Source organism: Lentibacillus kapialis (assembly GCF_014646635.1).
GTDB lineage: Bacteria > Bacillota > Bacilli > Bacillales > Amphibacillaceae > Lentibacillus > Lentibacillus kapialis.
Genome location: NZ_BMNQ01000010.1, coordinates 55641 through 72047, shown reverse-complemented (window position 1 = coordinate 72047; position 16407 = coordinate 55641). Strand labels below are relative to the sequence as shown.

The 16407-nt window shown below is 43.8% G+C and carries 16 protein-coding genes and 12 tRNA genes; 1 reads left to right on the top strand and 27 read right to left on the bottom strand.

The annotated features are described in order from the left end of the window. Nucleotides 1-220 precede the first annotated feature (220 nt). The 13 genes from IEW67_RS06200 to IEW67_RS06140 all read right to left on the bottom strand — a co-directional run bounded on the left by IEW67_RS06200 (nt 221) and on the right by IEW67_RS06140 (nt 2492). A tRNA-Ile gene (locus tag IEW67_RS06200) sits at nt 221-294 on the bottom strand. 5 nt (nt 295-299) lie between these two features. Next, nucleotides 300-373, bottom strand: a tRNA-Gly gene (locus IEW67_RS06195). A 33-nt stretch (nt 374-406) separates the two neighbouring features. Next, nucleotides 407-483, bottom strand: a tRNA-Pro gene (locus IEW67_RS06190). An 11-nt stretch (nt 484-494) separates the two neighbouring features. Continuing rightward, a tRNA-Arg gene (locus IEW67_RS06185) sits at nt 495-571 on the bottom strand. Nucleotides 572-627: 56 nt separating this feature from the next. Further along, nucleotides 628-711: transfer RNA gene (locus tag IEW67_RS06180), tRNA-Leu, on the bottom strand. A gap of 52 nt (nt 712-763) precedes the next feature. Beyond that, a tRNA-Leu gene (locus tag IEW67_RS06175) sits at nt 764-845 on the bottom strand. A gap of 6 nt (nt 846-851) precedes the next feature. After that, a tRNA-Lys gene (locus tag IEW67_RS06170) sits at nt 852-927 on the bottom strand. A 77-nt stretch (nt 928-1004) separates the two neighbouring features. After that, a tRNA-Gln gene (locus IEW67_RS06165) sits at nt 1005-1079 on the bottom strand. A 5-nt stretch (nt 1080-1084) separates the two neighbouring features. Then, nucleotides 1085-1161: transfer RNA gene (locus tag IEW67_RS06160), tRNA-Asp, on the bottom strand. Between the two features lie 28 nt (nt 1162-1189). Continuing rightward, a tRNA-Glu gene (locus IEW67_RS06155) sits at nt 1190-1261 on the bottom strand. A 6-nt stretch (nt 1262-1267) separates the two neighbouring features. After that, nucleotides 1268-1358, bottom strand: a tRNA-Ser gene (locus IEW67_RS06150). A gap of 6 nt (nt 1359-1364) precedes the next feature. Continuing rightward, nucleotides 1365-1439 (bottom strand) — tRNA-Asn (locus IEW67_RS06145). Between the two features lie 588 nt (nt 1440-2027). Next, on the bottom strand, nt 2028-2492 hold the full coding sequence (locus IEW67_RS06140) for a SprT family protein (protein ID WP_188632185.1): 465 nt from the start codon (nt 2490-2492) through the stop codon (nt 2028-2030). A 197-nt stretch (nt 2493-2689) separates the two neighbouring features. Here IEW67_RS06140 and IEW67_RS06135 point away from each other — a divergent pair, with 197 nt between their 5' ends. After that, nucleotides 2690-4138 carry a catalase gene (locus tag IEW67_RS06135; protein WP_188632192.1) on the top strand — a complete coding sequence of 483 codons (1449 nt, stop codon included), beginning with the start codon at nt 2690-2692 and terminating at the stop codon, nt 4136-4138. Between the two features lie 80 nt (nt 4139-4218). On the opposite strand, the gene IEW67_RS06130 is transcribed toward IEW67_RS06135, so the two are convergent. The 14 genes from IEW67_RS06130 to IEW67_RS06065 all read right to left on the bottom strand — a co-directional run bounded on the left by IEW67_RS06130 (nt 4219) and on the right by IEW67_RS06065 (nt 16378). Next, nucleotides 4219-6381, bottom strand: a complete 2163-nt coding sequence (locus tag IEW67_RS06130) for a Tex family protein (RefSeq protein WP_188632184.1) — start codon at nt 6379-6381, stop codon at nt 4219-4221. A gap of 98 nt (nt 6382-6479) precedes the next feature. Then, nucleotides 6480-7079, bottom strand: a complete 600-nt coding sequence (locus tag IEW67_RS06125; RefSeq protein WP_188632183.1) for a SpoIIE family protein phosphatase — start codon at nt 7077-7079, stop codon at nt 6480-6482. After that, nucleotides 7076-7867, bottom strand: coding sequence for an RNA polymerase sigma factor SigB (gene sigB, locus IEW67_RS06120; RefSeq protein ID WP_188632182.1), 792 nt, complete (start codon nt 7865-7867; stop codon nt 7076-7078). The genes IEW67_RS06125 and sigB overlap by 4 nt, the downstream gene beginning before the upstream one ends. Further along, complete coding sequence (gene rsbW, locus IEW67_RS06115) at nt 7839-8315, bottom strand: anti-sigma B factor RsbW (protein WP_188632181.1); 477 nt, start codon at nt 8313-8315, stop codon at nt 7839-7841. The genes sigB and rsbW overlap by 29 nt, the downstream gene beginning before the upstream one ends. Next, nucleotides 8315-8647: an STAS domain-containing protein gene (locus IEW67_RS06110; protein ID WP_188632180.1), complete on the bottom strand. Its 333-nt coding sequence runs from the start codon at nt 8645-8647 to the stop codon at nt 8315-8317. Before IEW67_RS06110 ends, rsbW begins: the two co-directional genes overlap by 1 nt. A 71-nt stretch (nt 8648-8718) precedes the next feature. Continuing rightward, nucleotides 8719-9729 (bottom strand): PP2C family protein-serine/threonine phosphatase, encoded by a 1011-nt coding sequence (locus IEW67_RS06105; protein WP_188632179.1) that lies wholly within the window; start codon nt 9727-9729, stop codon nt 8719-8721. A 45-nt stretch (nt 9730-9774) separates the two neighbouring features. Next, nucleotides 9775-10176 (bottom strand): anti-sigma regulatory factor, encoded by a 402-nt coding sequence (locus IEW67_RS06100; RefSeq protein WP_188632178.1) that lies wholly within the window; start codon nt 10174-10176, stop codon nt 9775-9777. A gap of 2 nt (nt 10177-10178) precedes the next feature. Next, nucleotides 10179-10535, bottom strand: coding sequence for an STAS domain-containing protein (locus IEW67_RS06095; protein ID WP_188632177.1), 357 nt, complete (start codon nt 10533-10535; stop codon nt 10179-10181). A gap of 4 nt (nt 10536-10539) precedes the next feature. Then, nucleotides 10540-11409, bottom strand: a complete 870-nt coding sequence (gene rsbRA / locus IEW67_RS06090) for an RsbT co-antagonist protein RsbRA (protein ID WP_188632176.1) — start codon at nt 11407-11409, stop codon at nt 10540-10542. A 197-nt stretch (nt 11410-11606) separates the two neighbouring features. After that, nucleotides 11607-11966, bottom strand: a complete 360-nt coding sequence (locus IEW67_RS06085) for a type II toxin-antitoxin system PemK/MazF family toxin (RefSeq protein WP_188632175.1) — start codon at nt 11964-11966, stop codon at nt 11607-11609. Nucleotides 11967-11971: 5 nt separating this feature from the next. Continuing rightward, complete coding sequence (locus IEW67_RS06080) at nt 11972-12259, bottom strand: CopG family ribbon-helix-helix protein (protein WP_188632174.1); 288 nt, start codon at nt 12257-12259, stop codon at nt 11972-11974. A 283-nt stretch (nt 12260-12542) separates the two neighbouring features. Then, nucleotides 12543-13667, bottom strand: coding sequence for an alanine racemase (gene alr, locus IEW67_RS06075; RefSeq protein WP_188632173.1), 1125 nt, complete (start codon nt 13665-13667; stop codon nt 12543-12545). Nucleotides 13668-13770: 103 nt separating this feature from the next. Next, nucleotides 13771-14787, bottom strand: coding sequence for a LolA family protein (locus tag IEW67_RS06070; protein ID WP_188632172.1), 1017 nt, complete (start codon nt 14785-14787; stop codon nt 13771-13773). Between the two features lie 67 nt (nt 14788-14854). Next, nucleotides 14855-16378, bottom strand: coding sequence for an NAD(P)H-hydrate dehydratase (locus IEW67_RS06065; protein WP_188632171.1), 1524 nt, complete (start codon nt 16376-16378; stop codon nt 14855-14857). Between the last annotated feature and the right edge of the window lie 29 nt (nt 16379-16407).

Below are 16407 nucleotides of genomic sequence, written 5' to 3'. Positions count from 1 at the left end.
AGGCACGCCGCCAGCGTTCGTCCTGAGCCAAGATCAAACTCTCCAATAAAAAAGTTTGAAACAAGATTGACACCGATCAATCTCTTACATGGCTTTCTTGCCAAAAAATCCATTCAGGGGTTGATGACCCTTTCGTCAAAACAAACGTTCCGACGAATGGCCGCTTACCTCTGACATCTTTGTCATACTGGTTGTTTCGTTCAGTTTTCAAGGAGCAAAATGGGCCTGGGTGGACTCGAACCACCGACCTCACGCTTATCAGGCGTGCGCTCTGACCGACTGAGCTACAGGCCCCTAATTGGAGCGGGTGATGGGAATCGAACCCACGACATCAGCTTGGAAGGCTGAGGTTTTACCACTAAACTACACCCGCAAGAAACAGATAGATAACTTAATAAGCTTTCGATGGTCGGGAAGACAGGATTTGAACCTGCGACCCCATGGTCCCAAACCATGTGCTCTGCCAAGCTGAGCTACTTCCCGTTATTATGGAATGGCGCGCCCGAGAGGAGTCGAACCCCTAACCTTCTGATCCGTAGTCAGACGCTCTATCCAATTGAGCTACGGGCGCTTTAAAGCGACATTGTTCATTATACCGATAAAATGAAAGTCTGTCAACAATTGAAATGCGGTCGAGAGGACTTGAACCTCCACGGGATAAACTCCCACTAGGCCCTCAACCTAGCGCGTCTGCCATTCCGCCACGACCGCGTATTCAAGCAAAATAAAATGCCGTGAATTCACAGCATATTGATGATGAAGATGCGGATGGAGGGAGTCGAACCCCCACGTCGTAAAACACTAGATCCTGGGTCTAGCGCGTCTGCCAATTCCGCCACATCCGCAAAAAGTGGTGAGCCATGGAGGATTCGAACCTCCGACCCTCTGATTAAAAGTCAGATGCTCTGCCAGCTGAGCTAATGGCTCATGTTAAATTATAAAATATCTTCACCCGAAATCATAATCGGAAAATGTTTTTAACCGTCCCATTCTCAAATCGAAAATGGCTGGGCTAGCTGGATTCGAACCAGCGAATCACGGGATCAAAACCCGATGCCTTACCGCTTGGCTATAGCCCAACGAATGGCGGTCCGGACGGGACTCGAACCCGCGACCTCCTGCGTGACAGGCAGGCATTCTAACCAGCTGAACTACCGGACCCAACCGAATTTAGATAAAAGATAAACAATGACCCGTACGGGATTCGAACCCGTGTTACCGCCGTGAAAGGGCGGTGTCTTAACCACTTGACCAACGGGCCATGATATGGCGGAGAAGGAGGGATTTGAACCCTCGCGCCGTTTACACGACCTACACCCTTAGCAGGGGCGCCTCTTCAGCCACTTGAGTACTTCTCCGTATAGTGGCTCCACAGGCAGGATTCGAACCTGCGACCGATCGGTTAACAGCCGATTGCTCTACCACTGAGCTACTGTGGAATAATTTTAAAAGGACTATCATGGTATTATAATCAGATGTTTTTGTGCTCGTCGTGTTGCAAAATTATTCGTTGAAGCCGCACTCCTCGCAGGCCTGCACTTGGAAGCTGTTCGATGATGCCTGCGGCCAGCTACTGTGGAATAATTTTAAAAGGACTATCATGGTATATAATCAGATGTTTTGTGCTCGTCGTGTTGCAAAATTATTCGTTGAAGCCGCACTCCTCGCAGGTCCCCGCGAGACAACCTGTCCTAAAGCGTACCATTTAAGTAAGTGATGCCGCGCTTTTTTACACTACAAAATTAAAGCGCCGATTAACTGCAACGAGAGATATAATACACTAGATAAGCTTTAATGTCAATAACCTGTTCAAAAAAGTTTTAAAAGCAACGTCAGAAAATATAGATTATGGATAACCTTATAAGAAAAACGTCGACATTCGCAATAAGACGAACCTAATGTCAAGTTTGTCTAACAACTGCTTGAAAGCTTCAGTCTTTATATACCAATTATAAGGCTTACTTAATTTAACATGTGATAAATGTTTCGTCAATAACCATGACAGTCATTTTATAGACAAATCATTTTTAGCTGTTCTCACTTTCCGCAACCAATTCTCCTCTGCATTTTCCGCAGCGATATTTGGCCAAGTTCACTCTGCGGACACGTCTGTATGTGTGACCGCAATTTTGACATCTGTATGTATGCTTAGAGCGTTTTTTAACTGATGGCAGCGGTGAGCAATGCCTTGGTGATCCGGTTGCCTTTAAAAGGTTTTTAAAATCCCTGTCACCATGTCTATATCCTTTTCCTTCTATATGAAGGTGGTAATGACAAAGTTCATGTTTAATAATGCCGATAATCTCTTCATGGTCAAACTCAGATATATATTGAGGGTTCATTTCAATCGTACGTTTGGCGGGATTATATCGTCCGCCGGTTGTTCTTAGCCGGTAGTTATAAATCGCCTTATCATGAAAGGGCTTCCCGAAAAACCTTGTTGATGTGTCATGCACGATTTCATTCAGCTCTTTTTCATCCAGCAGACGCATAAATACCATCCTCATAGGCTAATCAACTACATTCTACCATAGCAATCATAAATATTAAATGATTGTTTTGCAGCCTTGCTTATTTACAATAATTTTAAATAAATATTGATTTTTGATAGATTTGTATTATAATAGAACATGTACAAAATGATTCAATAAGGAGAGGTGTTCAAGTAGTGAGTAACGAAAAGAAACGAATGACTACTGCTTCCGGCGCTCCTGTTGGTGATAATCAGAATTCAATCACTGCAGGCGAAAGAGGGCCAACATTAATTCAAGACGTTCACTTTTTAGAAAAAATGGCTCATTTTGACAGAGAACGTGTACCGGAACGTGTTGTGCACGCAAAAGGTGCAGGCGCTCACGGCGTTTTCGAGGTTACAAATGATGAAATTTCAAAATATACAAAAGCTGACTTTTTAAATGAAAAAGGTAAACAAACCCCCATGTTTATACGTTTTTCAACGGTTGCCGGCGAACTGGGTTCTGCAGATACAGTCCGTGACCCGCGAGGATTTGCAGTTAAATTCTATACCCAGGAAGGCAACTATGACTTAGTTGGAAACAATACACCGATTTTCTTCATCCGTGATGCGATTAAATTCCCTGATTTCATCCATACCCAGAAAAGAAATCCGCGTACACACTTAAAAGACAAAAATGCGGTTTGGGATTTCTGGTCATATTCACCTGAATCACTTCATCAGGTAACTTATTTACATGGTGATCGCGGTATTCCCGCAACCTTCCGTCATATGAACGGCTATGGTAGCCATACGTTCAAATGGGTCAATCATAATGGCGAACCAGTATGGGTTAAATACCACTTCATCTCGGATCAGGGAGTTAAAGGACTTGATGTGGATCTTGCTGACGAACTGGCCGGCAAAAACCCTGACTATCATACAGAAGACCTGTACAACGCCATTGAAAAAGGCGACCATCCTTCATGGACACTGTATGTTCAAATTATGCCTTACGACGATGCAAAAGACTATAAATGGGATCCATTCGATGTAACAAAAATTTGGTCACATGCAGACTATCCACTCATTGAAGTCGGCCGTATGACACTTGACCGCAATCCAGAAAACTATTTCACAGAAGTCGAGCAAGCTGCCTTGTCACCAGCCAATCTGGTACCAGGAATCGAGGCTTCACCGGACAAAATGCTGCAAGGCCGCCTGTTTAGCTATTCGGATACTCAACGCTATCGCATTGGTGCCAACCATCAGCAGCTGCCGATTAACCGTCCACTTAACGATGCAAACACATCGAACTATCAATTCGACGGTCCAATGCGCTATGATAATGGCAGCCGTTCCGTTCATTATGAACCGAACCGGTATGAAACAGCACCAAAAGAAGACCCGGAGACCAAAATCAACCCATTCGAAATATACGGTAATGCTGACAGCGTCGCTTATTCGCAGAAAGATCATTATACACAGGCAGGCGATTTGTACCGTTTAATGAGTACGGATGAAAAAGATCGTCTCATCCAAAATGTCGTTGATCATATGATGAAAGTTGATTATGACGACATCAAATTGCGTCAAATTGAGCATTTCTATAAAGCTGACCCTGAATACGGCGAGCGTGTTGCGGAAGGATTGGGATTAAAAGTTCCAGAAAACGTTAGGTAATAGTTAAGTTTTCTTATAAACTTGCCTATAATTAATAGTTTCTGACGTTATAATAAAAAGCTGATGATCACATAAGATCATCAGCTTTTTTTATTTTCAACCATTGAAAGGGCAATTCGTCCCTTGTCGATATCGACATTTTCCACCCAAACTGTGACGACATCACCTACCGAAGAGATATCCATCGGGTGTTTAACAAATTGATTAGCCATTTTGGAGATATGAACCAGCCCGTCTTGTTTCACGCCAATATCCACAAATACACCGAAATCGACAACATTGCGGACGGTGCCCTGCATTTCCATACCCGTCTGTAAATCTTCCATTGATAAAACGTTTTGTTTCAAGAGCGGTTTTGGCAAATCATCACGCGGATCCCGCTCAGGCCGGCTCAATGCCGTAACAATATCTCTTAACGTCGGTTCGCCAATATCCAGTTCATCGGCTGTTTCTTTTATATTGACTGTTTCCAGTTTGGCACGGAGTTTCTCACTTCCAACATCCTGTACGCCACACCCAACTAATTGCAAAAGTTGTTTAACCTGCTTATAGCTCTCAGGGTGGATTGGGGTCCGGTCGAGCGGATTTTCACCATCGACTACACGCAAAAAGCCAATACCCTGCTCATAAGTTTTATCACCAAGGCGCGGAATCTTCCTGAGCTGATCCCTGGCAGTAAATTTTCCATCTTCATTGCGCTTTTTCACGATATTATTAGCAACAGTTTTGCTTAAACCGGCGACATACTGTAATAGTGAAGGTGAAGCTGTGTTGACATTGACCCCGACCTGATTGACTGCAGTTTCCACCACAAACGTCAAAGACTCATGCAATGCCTTTTGACTAACATCGTGCTGGTACTGTCCGACCCCGATCGATTTCGGGTCAATTTTCACGAATTCAGCTAATGGATCCTGAATCCTTCTGCCAATCGAGGCAGCGCTCCTCTCTTCAACCTGGAGGTCCGGAAATTCCTCCCGTGCCAATTTGGATGCAGAATATACACTCGCCCCGGCCTCATTGACGATGATATAGGACACATCCAATGAATGGTTGCCGATCACGTCGGAAATGAATTGTTCGGTCTCTCTTGATGCTGTGCCATTACCAATTGCAATCAGCTCCACGTCGAATTGGCGAATATACTCCAAAACCAGTCGCTCGGCACCAGCTGTATCCTTTTTCGGTGGCGTCGGATATATAACATCCACCTTATGGACTTTACCCGTTTCATCAATGACAGCTAGTTTACACCCTGTGCGGTATGCCGGATCGACACCGAGCACCATTTTTCCTTTTAACGGTGGCTGAAGCAGGAGGTTTTTCAGATTTTTGGAAAATACCTCAATCGCTTGTTCTTCCGCTTTTTCTGTTAAGGTACTTCGGATTTCCCGTTCCACAGCTGGGAGAATCAGCCGTTTGAAGCTGTCTTCGATTACTTCCTGAAGCAGGTCTGCGGTTTCCCGATTGGCCTTATTTATGATCACTTTGCGCTGCAAATATTCCAGTATGCGCTCGGTCGGGGGCTCAATCGAAACCTTCAGCACATCCTCTTTTTCACCGCGATTTAAAGCTAAGATGCGATGTGATACCAATGAACGAACAGCCTCATCATATGCATAGTACATTTCATAGATGCCTTTTTCGTCTTTGTCAGTATCTTTACCTTCCGCATGAACCATGCCGCGTTTGAACGTCTCACTGCGAATGTAGTCACGATACTCCGGGTCGTCTGAAATCCATTCAGCTATAATATCATGAACACCTTTAAGTACATCCTCAATGGTATTCAATTCATGTTCGTCAGATAAGAAATTTGCTGCTTCACTGGAAATATCGGCTGCTTCCTGTTCCCACGCACGTATGGCCAAAGGCTCCAGTCCTTTTTCCTTCGCCTTTGCAGCCCTAGTGCGGCGTTTTTGTTTATACGGACGGTATAAATCTTCCACACGCTGCAATTGTGTGGCTGTTGTGATATCATGTTTTAATTCTTCGGTAAGCTTTCCCTGTTCATCAATCAACCGCATAACTTCTTCTTTTCGCTCGGCCAGATTCACGGCATATTGCCACTTATCATGAATCAGTTTGATTTGAACCTCATCCAGTCCGCCTGTCACTTCTTTTCGGTAACGGGCAATAAATGGCACTGTATTGCCCTCATCCATTAGGGCGATTACTTTTTTTATCGTAGCAACTTTTACATCTGCTTCATTCGCTACCCATTGCTCCAATTCAGTGGTCACATTCGTTCCTCCTCGTTCAGCTGACAATTCTATATGTACATCTTCATTCTACCAAAAAGCTGCCAAAGAAAAAAAGACCGGCCATTTCCTAACCGATCCTAATCTTGATAACCTATTGCAATTAAGGTTGTATCATCTGTTCGTATGACGCCTTCTGTATAATCAGCATATTTCTGAACAACCTGTTGCACATCCATGTTCAATAAAAATCGCTGTGATAAATCCTGATCCGTGACACCATCGGAAAATAAAATAAATCGCCTTTCATGCCCGAGTTCATCTGTCATAATCTTGAATGGACGGTGGTAACCGGCAAGATAACCGGCATTCGGAATGCTCCGCTTTTTCTTTCCATGTTCATCAATGGTCAGAATACCGATATTTCCAATCGAAGCAAACGTGTATTGCCGGGCTCGAAAATTGATTCTCAAAATCCCGACTACTGCCCCGCGCTTTCCTGTCAGTTCCTGATTACATTTTTTGATTAGCTGCTCGACCGATGCATCAATATTATCTCTTATAACACTGACCACAATCCCAGAAGATTCCTTTGCGAATTCGCCGCTACCCAAACCATCTGCGAGTGCACAAATATACTCATTTTCGGTCTCTGTGTAAAAATAGCTGTCACCGCAATAATATTGATTCTTTTTTGCCTTTTGGAAGACAGCTGTCTCTACATGACCACGTCTCTTCAATCGGGAATCTCCGCATTCTCATTCTGGAGTGTATCGCGCAACTTTCGTAATGAGCGGCGTTGTAATCTTGAAACATGCATTTGGGAGATACCGAGTTTTTCTCCGGTTTCTTTTTGGCTCATGTGGTCAAAATAAGTGCATCGCAAAATTTCCTGTTCGCGCTCGGAAAGAACAGGAAGTATTTTTTCTAACAACATCCGTTGATCGACATTGTCAAAACCGGTGTCATGACTGCCGACCAAATCCAAAATGGCTACAGTGCTGCCTTCAGAATCTGCCTCAATTTTTCTGTCGACGGACAGGGCTTTATAGCTTTTACCCATCTCCATTGTTTCAAGCACTTCTTCTTCGGACACCTTTAAATAATCCGCAATTTCCGAGACGGTCGGTGACTCCTGGTTTTCCGTCGTCAGCTCGTCTGCGGCTTTTTTGATTTTCGGACCTAATTCCTTAATCCGACGCGGAACATGGACACTCCATGTCTTATCACGGATAAACCGTTTGATTTCACCGATAATAGTCGGTATGGCGAATGACTCAAATGATTTGCCAAATGACGCATCATAACGTCTTACTGCAGCAATCAGACCAATCATGCCCACTTGGGTCAGATCTTCATGTATACTGCCGTTTTTTGAGTACTTCCTGGCGATGGATTCAACCAGATCCGTATAAGCAAGTACAACTTTTTCCTGGAGCGCTTCATTTTCGGGATCTTTCTGGAGGTCTTTGATGCACTGATAAATGTCGTCCTGATTCTTATTGGCTTTTTGAGATTTGGTTGTCACCAAGACCCACCTCTGCTTCATGAAGGTACTTCGTCATTAAAACTGCAACGCCATAATTGTTATTGATTTCAACTTTATCCATTAATGCATCAATCAAGAAAAGACCGAAGCCGCCTTCGGATAAACTTTCGACAGACTCTGTCCCGTCGTATGGTCCAATCCCCCCTTTGATTTCACTGAGGTCAAAGCTGTCTCCGTGATCTGATACCATTACCTCCAGTCGGTCATCATATACACCAAATCCAATCGTTACTTCACCATTTCCCTCTTGATAATAGGCATGATCGACAACATTTGTAATAGCTTCGGACACAGCCACTTTTAAGTCCTCGATTGCCTCATATGCAAACCCCTGGCGGTTTGCAATTCCTGATATACTAAGCCGTACAACACCGACATATTCGGCTCTGGCGGGTACTTTCATTTCCACAAAATCAAATTTTTCCATTATTCATTTCCACCCCGGATTGCAGTATCAATCGTGATTAATTCATCAAGGCCTGTAATCTGGAACAATCGCAAAACACGGTCCTGTAAATCAACTAAACGCATGGTGCTATTGTTCTCATTCGTTGACTTTAATGCGCTAATAAATATACCAAGGCCCGTACTGTCCATATAATGCACATTTTCCATATTAATTTCCGTCTGATGCCCTTCCTTTTTTGTCAGTGGCAATACATTATCTTTCAATTCCGGCGCAGTATAGGCATCAATTTCACCTGAAAGTTTCACTACAGACTTCTCGTTTCCCTCCGCAACATCAATGTTCAAATTCATCTGCACCCTCCTGTATTATGTTTCTGTTTCCGTAATACGTATTAGCGGTCAATTCCCGAAAAAGACGACGATTAAACTTCTTTACGCAAAACAATCAGTGTGAAATCATCACGCAGCTGAAAGTCCTGCATCCGCTCAAAATGCTTATACACTTTATTAACCATTTCCTGCGCCGGATAATCAGCGTACTTCTCAATTATTTCCAATACTTCCTCCGTTTCGATAAAACGATCACCTTGTCTACATTCCGTTACACCATCTGTCAGTAAAATGACCATATCACCTTGATGGATTGTCCGTTCATATTCCCGGTAATCAGTATCAGGGGTTACACCAAGCACTAGCCCTTTTGCCTTAATTTCATTAAATGTTTTCGCTTCGGCATTATAATGAAAACCGGGCTCATGACCGGCCGATGCGTACCAAAGTTTATTCTCATACGGAAAGAATTGAGCATAAAACATAGTGATAAACATACTGGAATCCACGTTTCGCTCAACAACCCGATTTAAGTTTTTTAGTATCGTTTTGGGACTCATTGTTGCCTCAGGCAGGCTGTCCATGGAATATTTAATCATTGACATGGCTAATGCTGCGGGTATTCCTTTACCGATGACATCGGCAATCGCTATTCCCAGCGAATCATCCCCGCCCATGAGAAAATGGTAATAATCACCACTCATCTGGTGTGCCGGAACACTGACAACACCAATATCCAAACCATCAATCTCGGGCTTTGTAGTGGTGAGCAAGGTATCCTGCATATTAGCTGCTACAGCGATTTCCGATTTCAGTTCCGACTGTTCTTCTCTCAGTGAGCGATATTCCTGGTGAGCCATACCGTAAGCAATCATAACTTCCAGAAGGAAACTCATGGAATACTGAAAATACTCCGGTATATCCGGATATAACTCTGACATTGCCTGGATATGAAGGTTGATAATCTCATCAGGCGGGATATTGTCTTTTATAAATGCTTTACTAAGTTGCTCGGCACCATAAAGAGATTGTTCATCACGTATTTCAATGTAATGTCTTAATAAATTGCGGTAATTGCTGATATCCGTATCCATTGTTTCCATTTATCTCGTCCCCCTTATGGCCCCTTTGATGATACTTTTTTTATGTTATCTCAGCCACTTTATTGCTCTGATTTCAGTCCCTTGCTCTTCTTCTGAGTGGATATCAAATTGATCCACCAGACGCTTCACCCCCGGAAGGCCGGCCCCCAGTCCGCCCGATGTGGAGTACCCATCCTCCATCACGCGACTGATATTCTCTATTCCGGGACCAACATCAAGCGAAATCACACACAAACCTTTGCGGTCCAATTCATCAGTGATTTCAAAGCATATCTTTCCCCTGTCCGCATATAAATATAAATTACGGGCGAGTTCTGATACAGCAGTGGCCAGACGAGCTTGATCCACCGTTCCAAACCCGATTCCGCGCGCCTTTGCCCTTCCAAGCTGACGCGCTTTAACAATATCCCACTCTTGATTAATATCTACACAGGATTTGAGATCCATACTCAATCCCCCAATTCCTGGTGTAATTTAACCAGCCCTTGTTCCAAGTTTAACGCTGTTGGCACGTCCTTCAAGTGCACACCCAAATCGATCAGTGTGACGGCAACTGCCGGCTGGATACCGGTTAGAACAACTTTAGCGCCCATCAAGTCTGACATTGTCACGACATCCCCAAGAACCTTCGCGATAAAAGAGTCGATGATTTCCACTGACGTCAAGTCAATGACAACGCCTGTTGAACCTGTTTGGTGTATTTTATCCAATAAATCCTCCTGAAACTGTATAGCTGTATTATCATCAATTTCTGTCTGAATTGAAATAAGTAAATAATCATGTAATTTTAGAATAGGTATCCGCATGTTATCACTCCCCGCCAAGCGATTCAATCATTTGTTCAATCGTAGCATTATTCTCTTCCGTCCGGATAATTTTACGGTCAGTCAGCCCAAGGGCTTTGATGAACCCTTTTCTTAGTGAGCTTTTGGTCGGGAATTTACCGAGGTCGATGCCAAGATTCACGATTGTTTGGGCAATTTCGGGGCGTATACCCACCAGAATACACGTTGCTCCAACGAGGCCAACTGCTTCAGCTGCCTGGATAATGTGATGTGCAACCATTGTGTCCACAACTGGCACACCGGTTATGTCAATTAATACTACCTCGGAATTATGCTGCGTAACCCCTTCAAGTAGGTTTTCCATAATTAATTTGGCACGCTCCGTATCAATTGTTCCAACCAGCGGCATTATGGTGATATTATCCATCACTGGAATAAGCGGGGCAGATAGTTCTTGGAGGGCTACACGCTGCAAGGACAGGATGTTTTCCCAGTTTCCCGAAAACTCATTAACAAGCTGTCTGATAAGCGGCTCAACCCACTCATCTACGCTATGCAGCAGTTCGGAAATATAGCTGGTATCAATTTGATCAGATTGCTGCAGGATAAAGTCAATTGTTACCCGTCTGAATACCTGGAGTCCATCCGTTATGTAGCTGACTTTCCAGCCAAGGTTGATCAGTTTTTCAGAGAATTCTTTCAGTTGCTTTGTATCGCCTTCATTCTTAATGCTGCTGAAAATGATATTGACAAATTCCCGGTTAGTGCTCTCCAGCAACTCCTCCGAAACGCTGTCAGAGTAATTAAACCCTTTCAATGTGTCAATCTCATCAATCCACTTCTGAACAATAACATCACTGTTATCCAATACTATCTTTTTGAATTCCCTATCCATATTGTCCTCCTACTATTTATCACCGAACGATAAATAGCTTTCAATTTAATGTATTTGTTGTACACATTTTACCATAAATTCAGTCAAAATTCGATAAAGCTCAACTTCAGTGCACTTAGGCAGTAAGAAATAATTTATACTTTGTGACATTACAAAAAAAGCATCCTACTATTTCCACTCAGGAATAGGGATGCCTCCTATTGATCATACATTTCTCTTAGTCCAAGACTGATTTCCAGCGCTTTATCAATCTTTTCCATCATATGCTTATCCAGCTTTGTGATTTTGTCGGTCAACCGCTGCTTATCCAACGTTCTGATTTGTTCCAGCAATATAACCGAGTTACGGTCAAATCCATACCGTTTCGCGTTTATTTCTACATGTGTCGGGAGTTTGGCCTTCTGAATCTGAGCAGTTATAGCAGCAACAATAACCGTCGGGCTGAAGCGGTTACCGATATCATTTTGCAGAATCAGAACCGGACGTATACCGCCTTGTTCTGATCCCACTACAGGGGATAAGTCGGCGAAATAAACTTCGCCTCTTTGCACAATCAAGTGCCTTACACCCCGATCACTGAACGCTGCAAATTATTTTTCTCAGCTTCTTCTTCGGCCTGAAAAGCCTCTGAAGCGATTGTCAGATTAATGTTAGCCATTTCCATATACCCTTGCTGCATCGATTCACGAAAATGCTGGACATGCTCTTCTTTTTTATGCTCCAGATAATTTCTTGTTGCTTGACAAATGAAATCACTTAAATCACTATTCTCATACTTCATTAGCCCATCCACCTCATTTAGCAGGTTCTTTGGTAATCTTACTGAAATTTCCTGTGAGCTCTCTGACAAAACCATACACCTCCGAGAACTTGTAAAGACGATCTTTATTGAATTCTTTTCAATAATATCATTGTATAGAATGGTTTGCAAAGGCTTCTTGGAATTCTTTTTTGGGAAACCTGTGTTTCTTGTAGCACATTTTACCTGGCTGTAGGCTGGTATATACGGTTGAATTATCCTGTACGCATAAAACATGCTGAATCTGCTCCTGTTATTATCATATTGTTTCAGACTGTTATTATGCCAACGAATTTTGACAAAAGCTTCACATCAAGGGCGTTTTTCTACAAACTCAATTCGTTGTATACAATCTTGGAACGCGATTAGATATCATGCATGGTATTTCATAATTGATCGTGTCCAGTTTCTCTGCGATTTCATCGGTTTCTATTTCATTGTCACCCTGCTTACCTATTAACGTTACCTTTGTCCCTGCAGGATATTCCTTATCAAGTTTTATCATGGTCTGATCCATCGTGATCCGACCAACAATTGGCATTCTTTCCCCCTCAATCAAGACATCCATCCCTTGCAGTTTACGGATCCAACCATCGGCATAGCCAATCGGTATTGTACCGATGAATTCCTCATATTCCGTTGTATAAGTGGCGCCGTAACTGACGGATTCGCCTGCGTCCATTTTTTTCACATGAACAAGTCTGCTGTGCAGGGAAAAGGCAGGCTCCAGGTCAATGTCATATTCCTCTTTTAAAACATCTGAGGGGTATAAGCCGTACATTGCAATGCCAAACCGGATATAGTCATACATCCGCTCGGGAAAGCGTATCGATGCGGCGCTATTGCCGATGTGAACCGCTGTCGGCTCATGACGGATAGATTTAAACATATCAAGAAACTCCTTGAACCGGTTATGCTGCATTTCAAAATAATCGAAACCGGCATCATCAGCCGTGGAAAAGTGTGTATAAACACCGGTTAAACGAATTGACGAGCTGCTGTGGATCTCTTTTGTGATGGCCTTTAATTCTTCTTCTGTCCTTAGGCCCACACGTCCCATGCCGGTATCCCAATTCATATGTACTTTCACCGGTAATGGAAGTGATAATCGGTTCACATCGCGCACCCATTCCTTTTGAAAACACGTTAACGTGATATCATGATCTGCCGCAGTCGGGACATCCTCAGGCTGCACCTGCCCGAATACCAAAATCGGCACTGTGATATTGGCTTCACGCAATGTAAACGCCTCTTCCAGCAATGCCACTGCAAGCATCTTCGCGCCCGATGCCAGTGCTTTTTCAGCAACTTCTACCGCGCCATGACCGTATGCATCAGCCTTGACTACGGCCATAACCGCACAATGTCCCGGCAATCTGTTCCGCATTTGCCGAATGTTATAGCTGATTGCTTCCAGGTCCACTTCCGCCCATGTATTCCGATACATTTTCGTGTCCATACAAACCCCTTCTTTTTTATCGATTTATTCTATATTTTACTTGAAAAATGCGAAAATAAAAAGCAGACCCCCTCTCTGTCAGAGTCTGCTTACTACACTTCATCTACTTCACTTCTTTGCCTTTGACAGACTGTGCCACTTCAATTAATTCATCCCTGGTTAGTTCCTCACTTGCCAGGACAAAGTTCTTTCCGTTACTAAACCATTCAATGGTGTTATCGGACAAGGCGCCTATCGCGTGACCTAAATTTACGATTTCGCCATCCACCATCTGCGGAGAAGACATGGTCGGCACAACTTCCTGTTTTTCCTGAACCAATGTGAATTTTTTCTCCCCGGCGAATGTCATGATAACCCGTTCACCATTCTCCGTTTCAACCTGTGACTCCTCAACAAGTTCAGAGCCTGCCATGTTTTGCGGGTATACAACACTGAATGCATCCGTTTTTCCATCACCGGAGGCCGTTTCTTCGGAGGATTCCTCTTTCATATATTTCTCTCTCGCAAAGTCGTCATCTTCAAAAGTGGGGTCTGTATCAAATTCCGAGAAATTAACCTGTACCAAAGCATTACGGTCTTTATCAAGAACTTCCACCATTACCGGCGTGTAAGACTTTTTATCAAAGTAAACTTTCTGGAATGGAAGATTATTGTTGCTTTGATAATTTGTTTCCGTTTCAAAAACATAGTATTTCTCGCCTACTTCAAATTTCGCTTCCTTATCTTTCAGAATGTCGTTTACAAGTGATTGATAAAGGTATGGCTGGCTGCCGTTTTCCGGCCACTCTTTCTGAAATTTGAAGCTTTTATTCAATGCCGGTGACAGAACAAAAACCCCATCTTTATTTTTCAAAATGATTTGACTTCCCTTATCATCCTGGTCATTGCTCAGTTCCACACGGTACAGATCTTTTTTCTTATGCCAGATGTCTATTTTATACTTCTGGCTCTCCTGCCCGGTGTTCATCGTCATTTCAGCTTTGGCTTTATATCCGTTCATGGATTCGAGATTTGACTCCAGTTTTTTCACAACGTCCTCCTGGGATTGCTCACCACAGGCAGAGAGCGCAAAGATTAAGCCAAAGACAATCACAACCCACATTCCAAACATTTTTCTCATGGACATATCTCCCTTGTCACATTCAAACATTTTGCGGGCTGTTTAACTGACAAAGGGAAGGCTATCATCACGATTTTGCAAGAAATGTACGATAGACACCATTGATTCCCTCAATGACATCAGAAGCCATCAGGTCATAGACCGAATGTGTCTCTTCAGTGAGCAGCTCAGCAGCCTTTCCATGTACGAAACAGGCATTACATAGCGCATCGGAAATAGTCTGGGGTTGCATGATCATGGCCAGAGTGATTCCTGAGAGAACATCGCCGCTTCCACCTTTTGCAAGCCCCTGATTACCGACGGTGCTGACGGTTTGTGAGCCTTCAGGTGTCGTGATGATCGTAAACATCCCCTTAAGAATCACGTAAACCTGATATTTTTTAGCAAACATTTTTGTATAGGCAAACGGTGATTGCAGCAGTTCCGGAACTGACATATCCAAAAGCATCGCCATTTCCCCCGGATGCGGTGTCAGAACAACAGGACCCGAGCGTTCTGTGAGGCTTTCCAACAGCCGTTTCAAATGATACAGACCATCCGCATCCACGATCAGGGAACACTGTGACGCAACTGCTTCTTTTATCAGCTTGCCTGCTCCTTCATGACGCCCAATCCCCATGCCTATGGCAACCGCATCAAACTGATCAAAAGGAATGGCTGTCTGACCGTTCAAAAAGCCTTCTGTATCACCCAGCGCCAAATAGGTTGCTTCCTGACAATGTGATGCGACTGTCGGAATCACATTATTGGCTGTAGCAACCGTTATCAGACCGGCGCCTGTTCGTAATGCAGCATTGGCTGTCATCGCAATTGATCCAGGCATCTCCGGATTGCCGCCGATAACCAGTCCGCGCCCATGATTGCCTTTATGGGCGTTACGCCTCCGTTTCGGCATCGTCGCCTGAAAATTTTCAGACGTCCATATCTGCCGTTGTATTTGATTGGCTGTCACGTTCTTCGGAAGCCCAAATGACACCGCCGACCACTCTCCGTAATAAGCTGATGTGGATTCCAAAAACGCACTTATTTTCGGGTATCCGGCAACAATTGTCTTACTGGCTTGTACCGCTTGAAACTCCCCGATACCTTCGTCAGCCGGCAGTCCTGATGGGATATCTGCCGAAATGATATAATCAGCCGACTCATTCATGATAGTGACGATCTCATCAAGCGGTTTGCGGAGCACTCCCCTTGTACCTATCCCCAATATGGCATCGACAATCACGTCCGCTTCCCGTATGATCACCCTGATTTCTGAGGGCTGACGGTTAACACAGATATCCCCGCCGCATCTGACAAATAATTCTTTGTGAAAAAGCGCATCACCTGAAATCTTCTCATCCGGGACAACCTGAACAATGGTTGCCTTGTACCCTTTATTCAGCAATGTTCTGGCAATTACGAACCCATCGCCGCCATTATTTCCACTCCCGGTCAAAATTCGGATACGATCCATTTTTCTGATGCACTCTTCCATTTTGTCTGCCATTGCCCTGCCTGCATTTTCCATTAACATTCTGCCATCAATGCCTATGTCATGAATAGCACCATGATCCATACCGTACATTTCTTCTGCGGTGACAATATACACGCTATTCCCTCCTGCCCGCACTAGAATAT

What these genes read in the sequence shown, in the direction of transcription:
- alr (WP_188632173.1), bottom strand. Translation starts at nt 13,667, where the DNA reads ATGGACACGAAAATGTATCGGAATACATGGGCGGAAGTGGACCTGGAA.
- IEW67_RS06095 (WP_188632177.1), bottom strand. Translation starts at nt 10,535, where the DNA reads ATGCGGATACCTATTCTAAAATTACATGATTATTTACTTATTTCAATT.
- IEW67_RS06140 (WP_188632185.1), bottom strand. Translation starts at nt 2,492, where the DNA reads ATGCGTCTGCTGGATGAAAAAGAGCTGAATGAAATCGTGCATGACACA.
- IEW67_RS06070 (WP_188632172.1), bottom strand. Translation starts at nt 14,787, where the DNA reads ATGAGAAAAATGTTTGGAATGTGGGTTGTGATTGTCTTTGGCTTAATC.
- IEW67_RS06135 (WP_188632192.1), top strand. Translation starts at nt 2,690, where the DNA reads ATGACTACTGCTTCCGGCGCTCCTGTTGGTGATAATCAGAATTCAATC.
- IEW67_RS06100 (WP_188632178.1), bottom strand. Translation starts at nt 10,176, where the DNA reads ATGGATCTCAAATCCTGTGTAGATATTAATCAAGAGTGGGATATTGTT.
- rsbRA (WP_188632176.1), bottom strand. Translation starts at nt 11,409, where the DNA reads ATGGATAGGGAATTCAAAAAGATAGTATTGGATAACAGTGATGTTATT.
- rsbW (WP_188632181.1), bottom strand. Translation starts at nt 8,315, where the DNA reads ATGGAAAAATTTGATTTTGTGGAAATGAAAGTACCCGCCAGAGCCGAA.
- IEW67_RS06105 (WP_188632179.1), bottom strand. Translation starts at nt 9,729, where the DNA reads ATGGAAACAATGGATACGGATATCAGCAATTACCGCAATTTATTAAGA.
- IEW67_RS06110 (WP_188632180.1), bottom strand. Translation starts at nt 8,647, where the DNA reads ATGAATTTGAACATTGATGTTGCGGAGGGAAACGAGAAGTCTGTAGTG.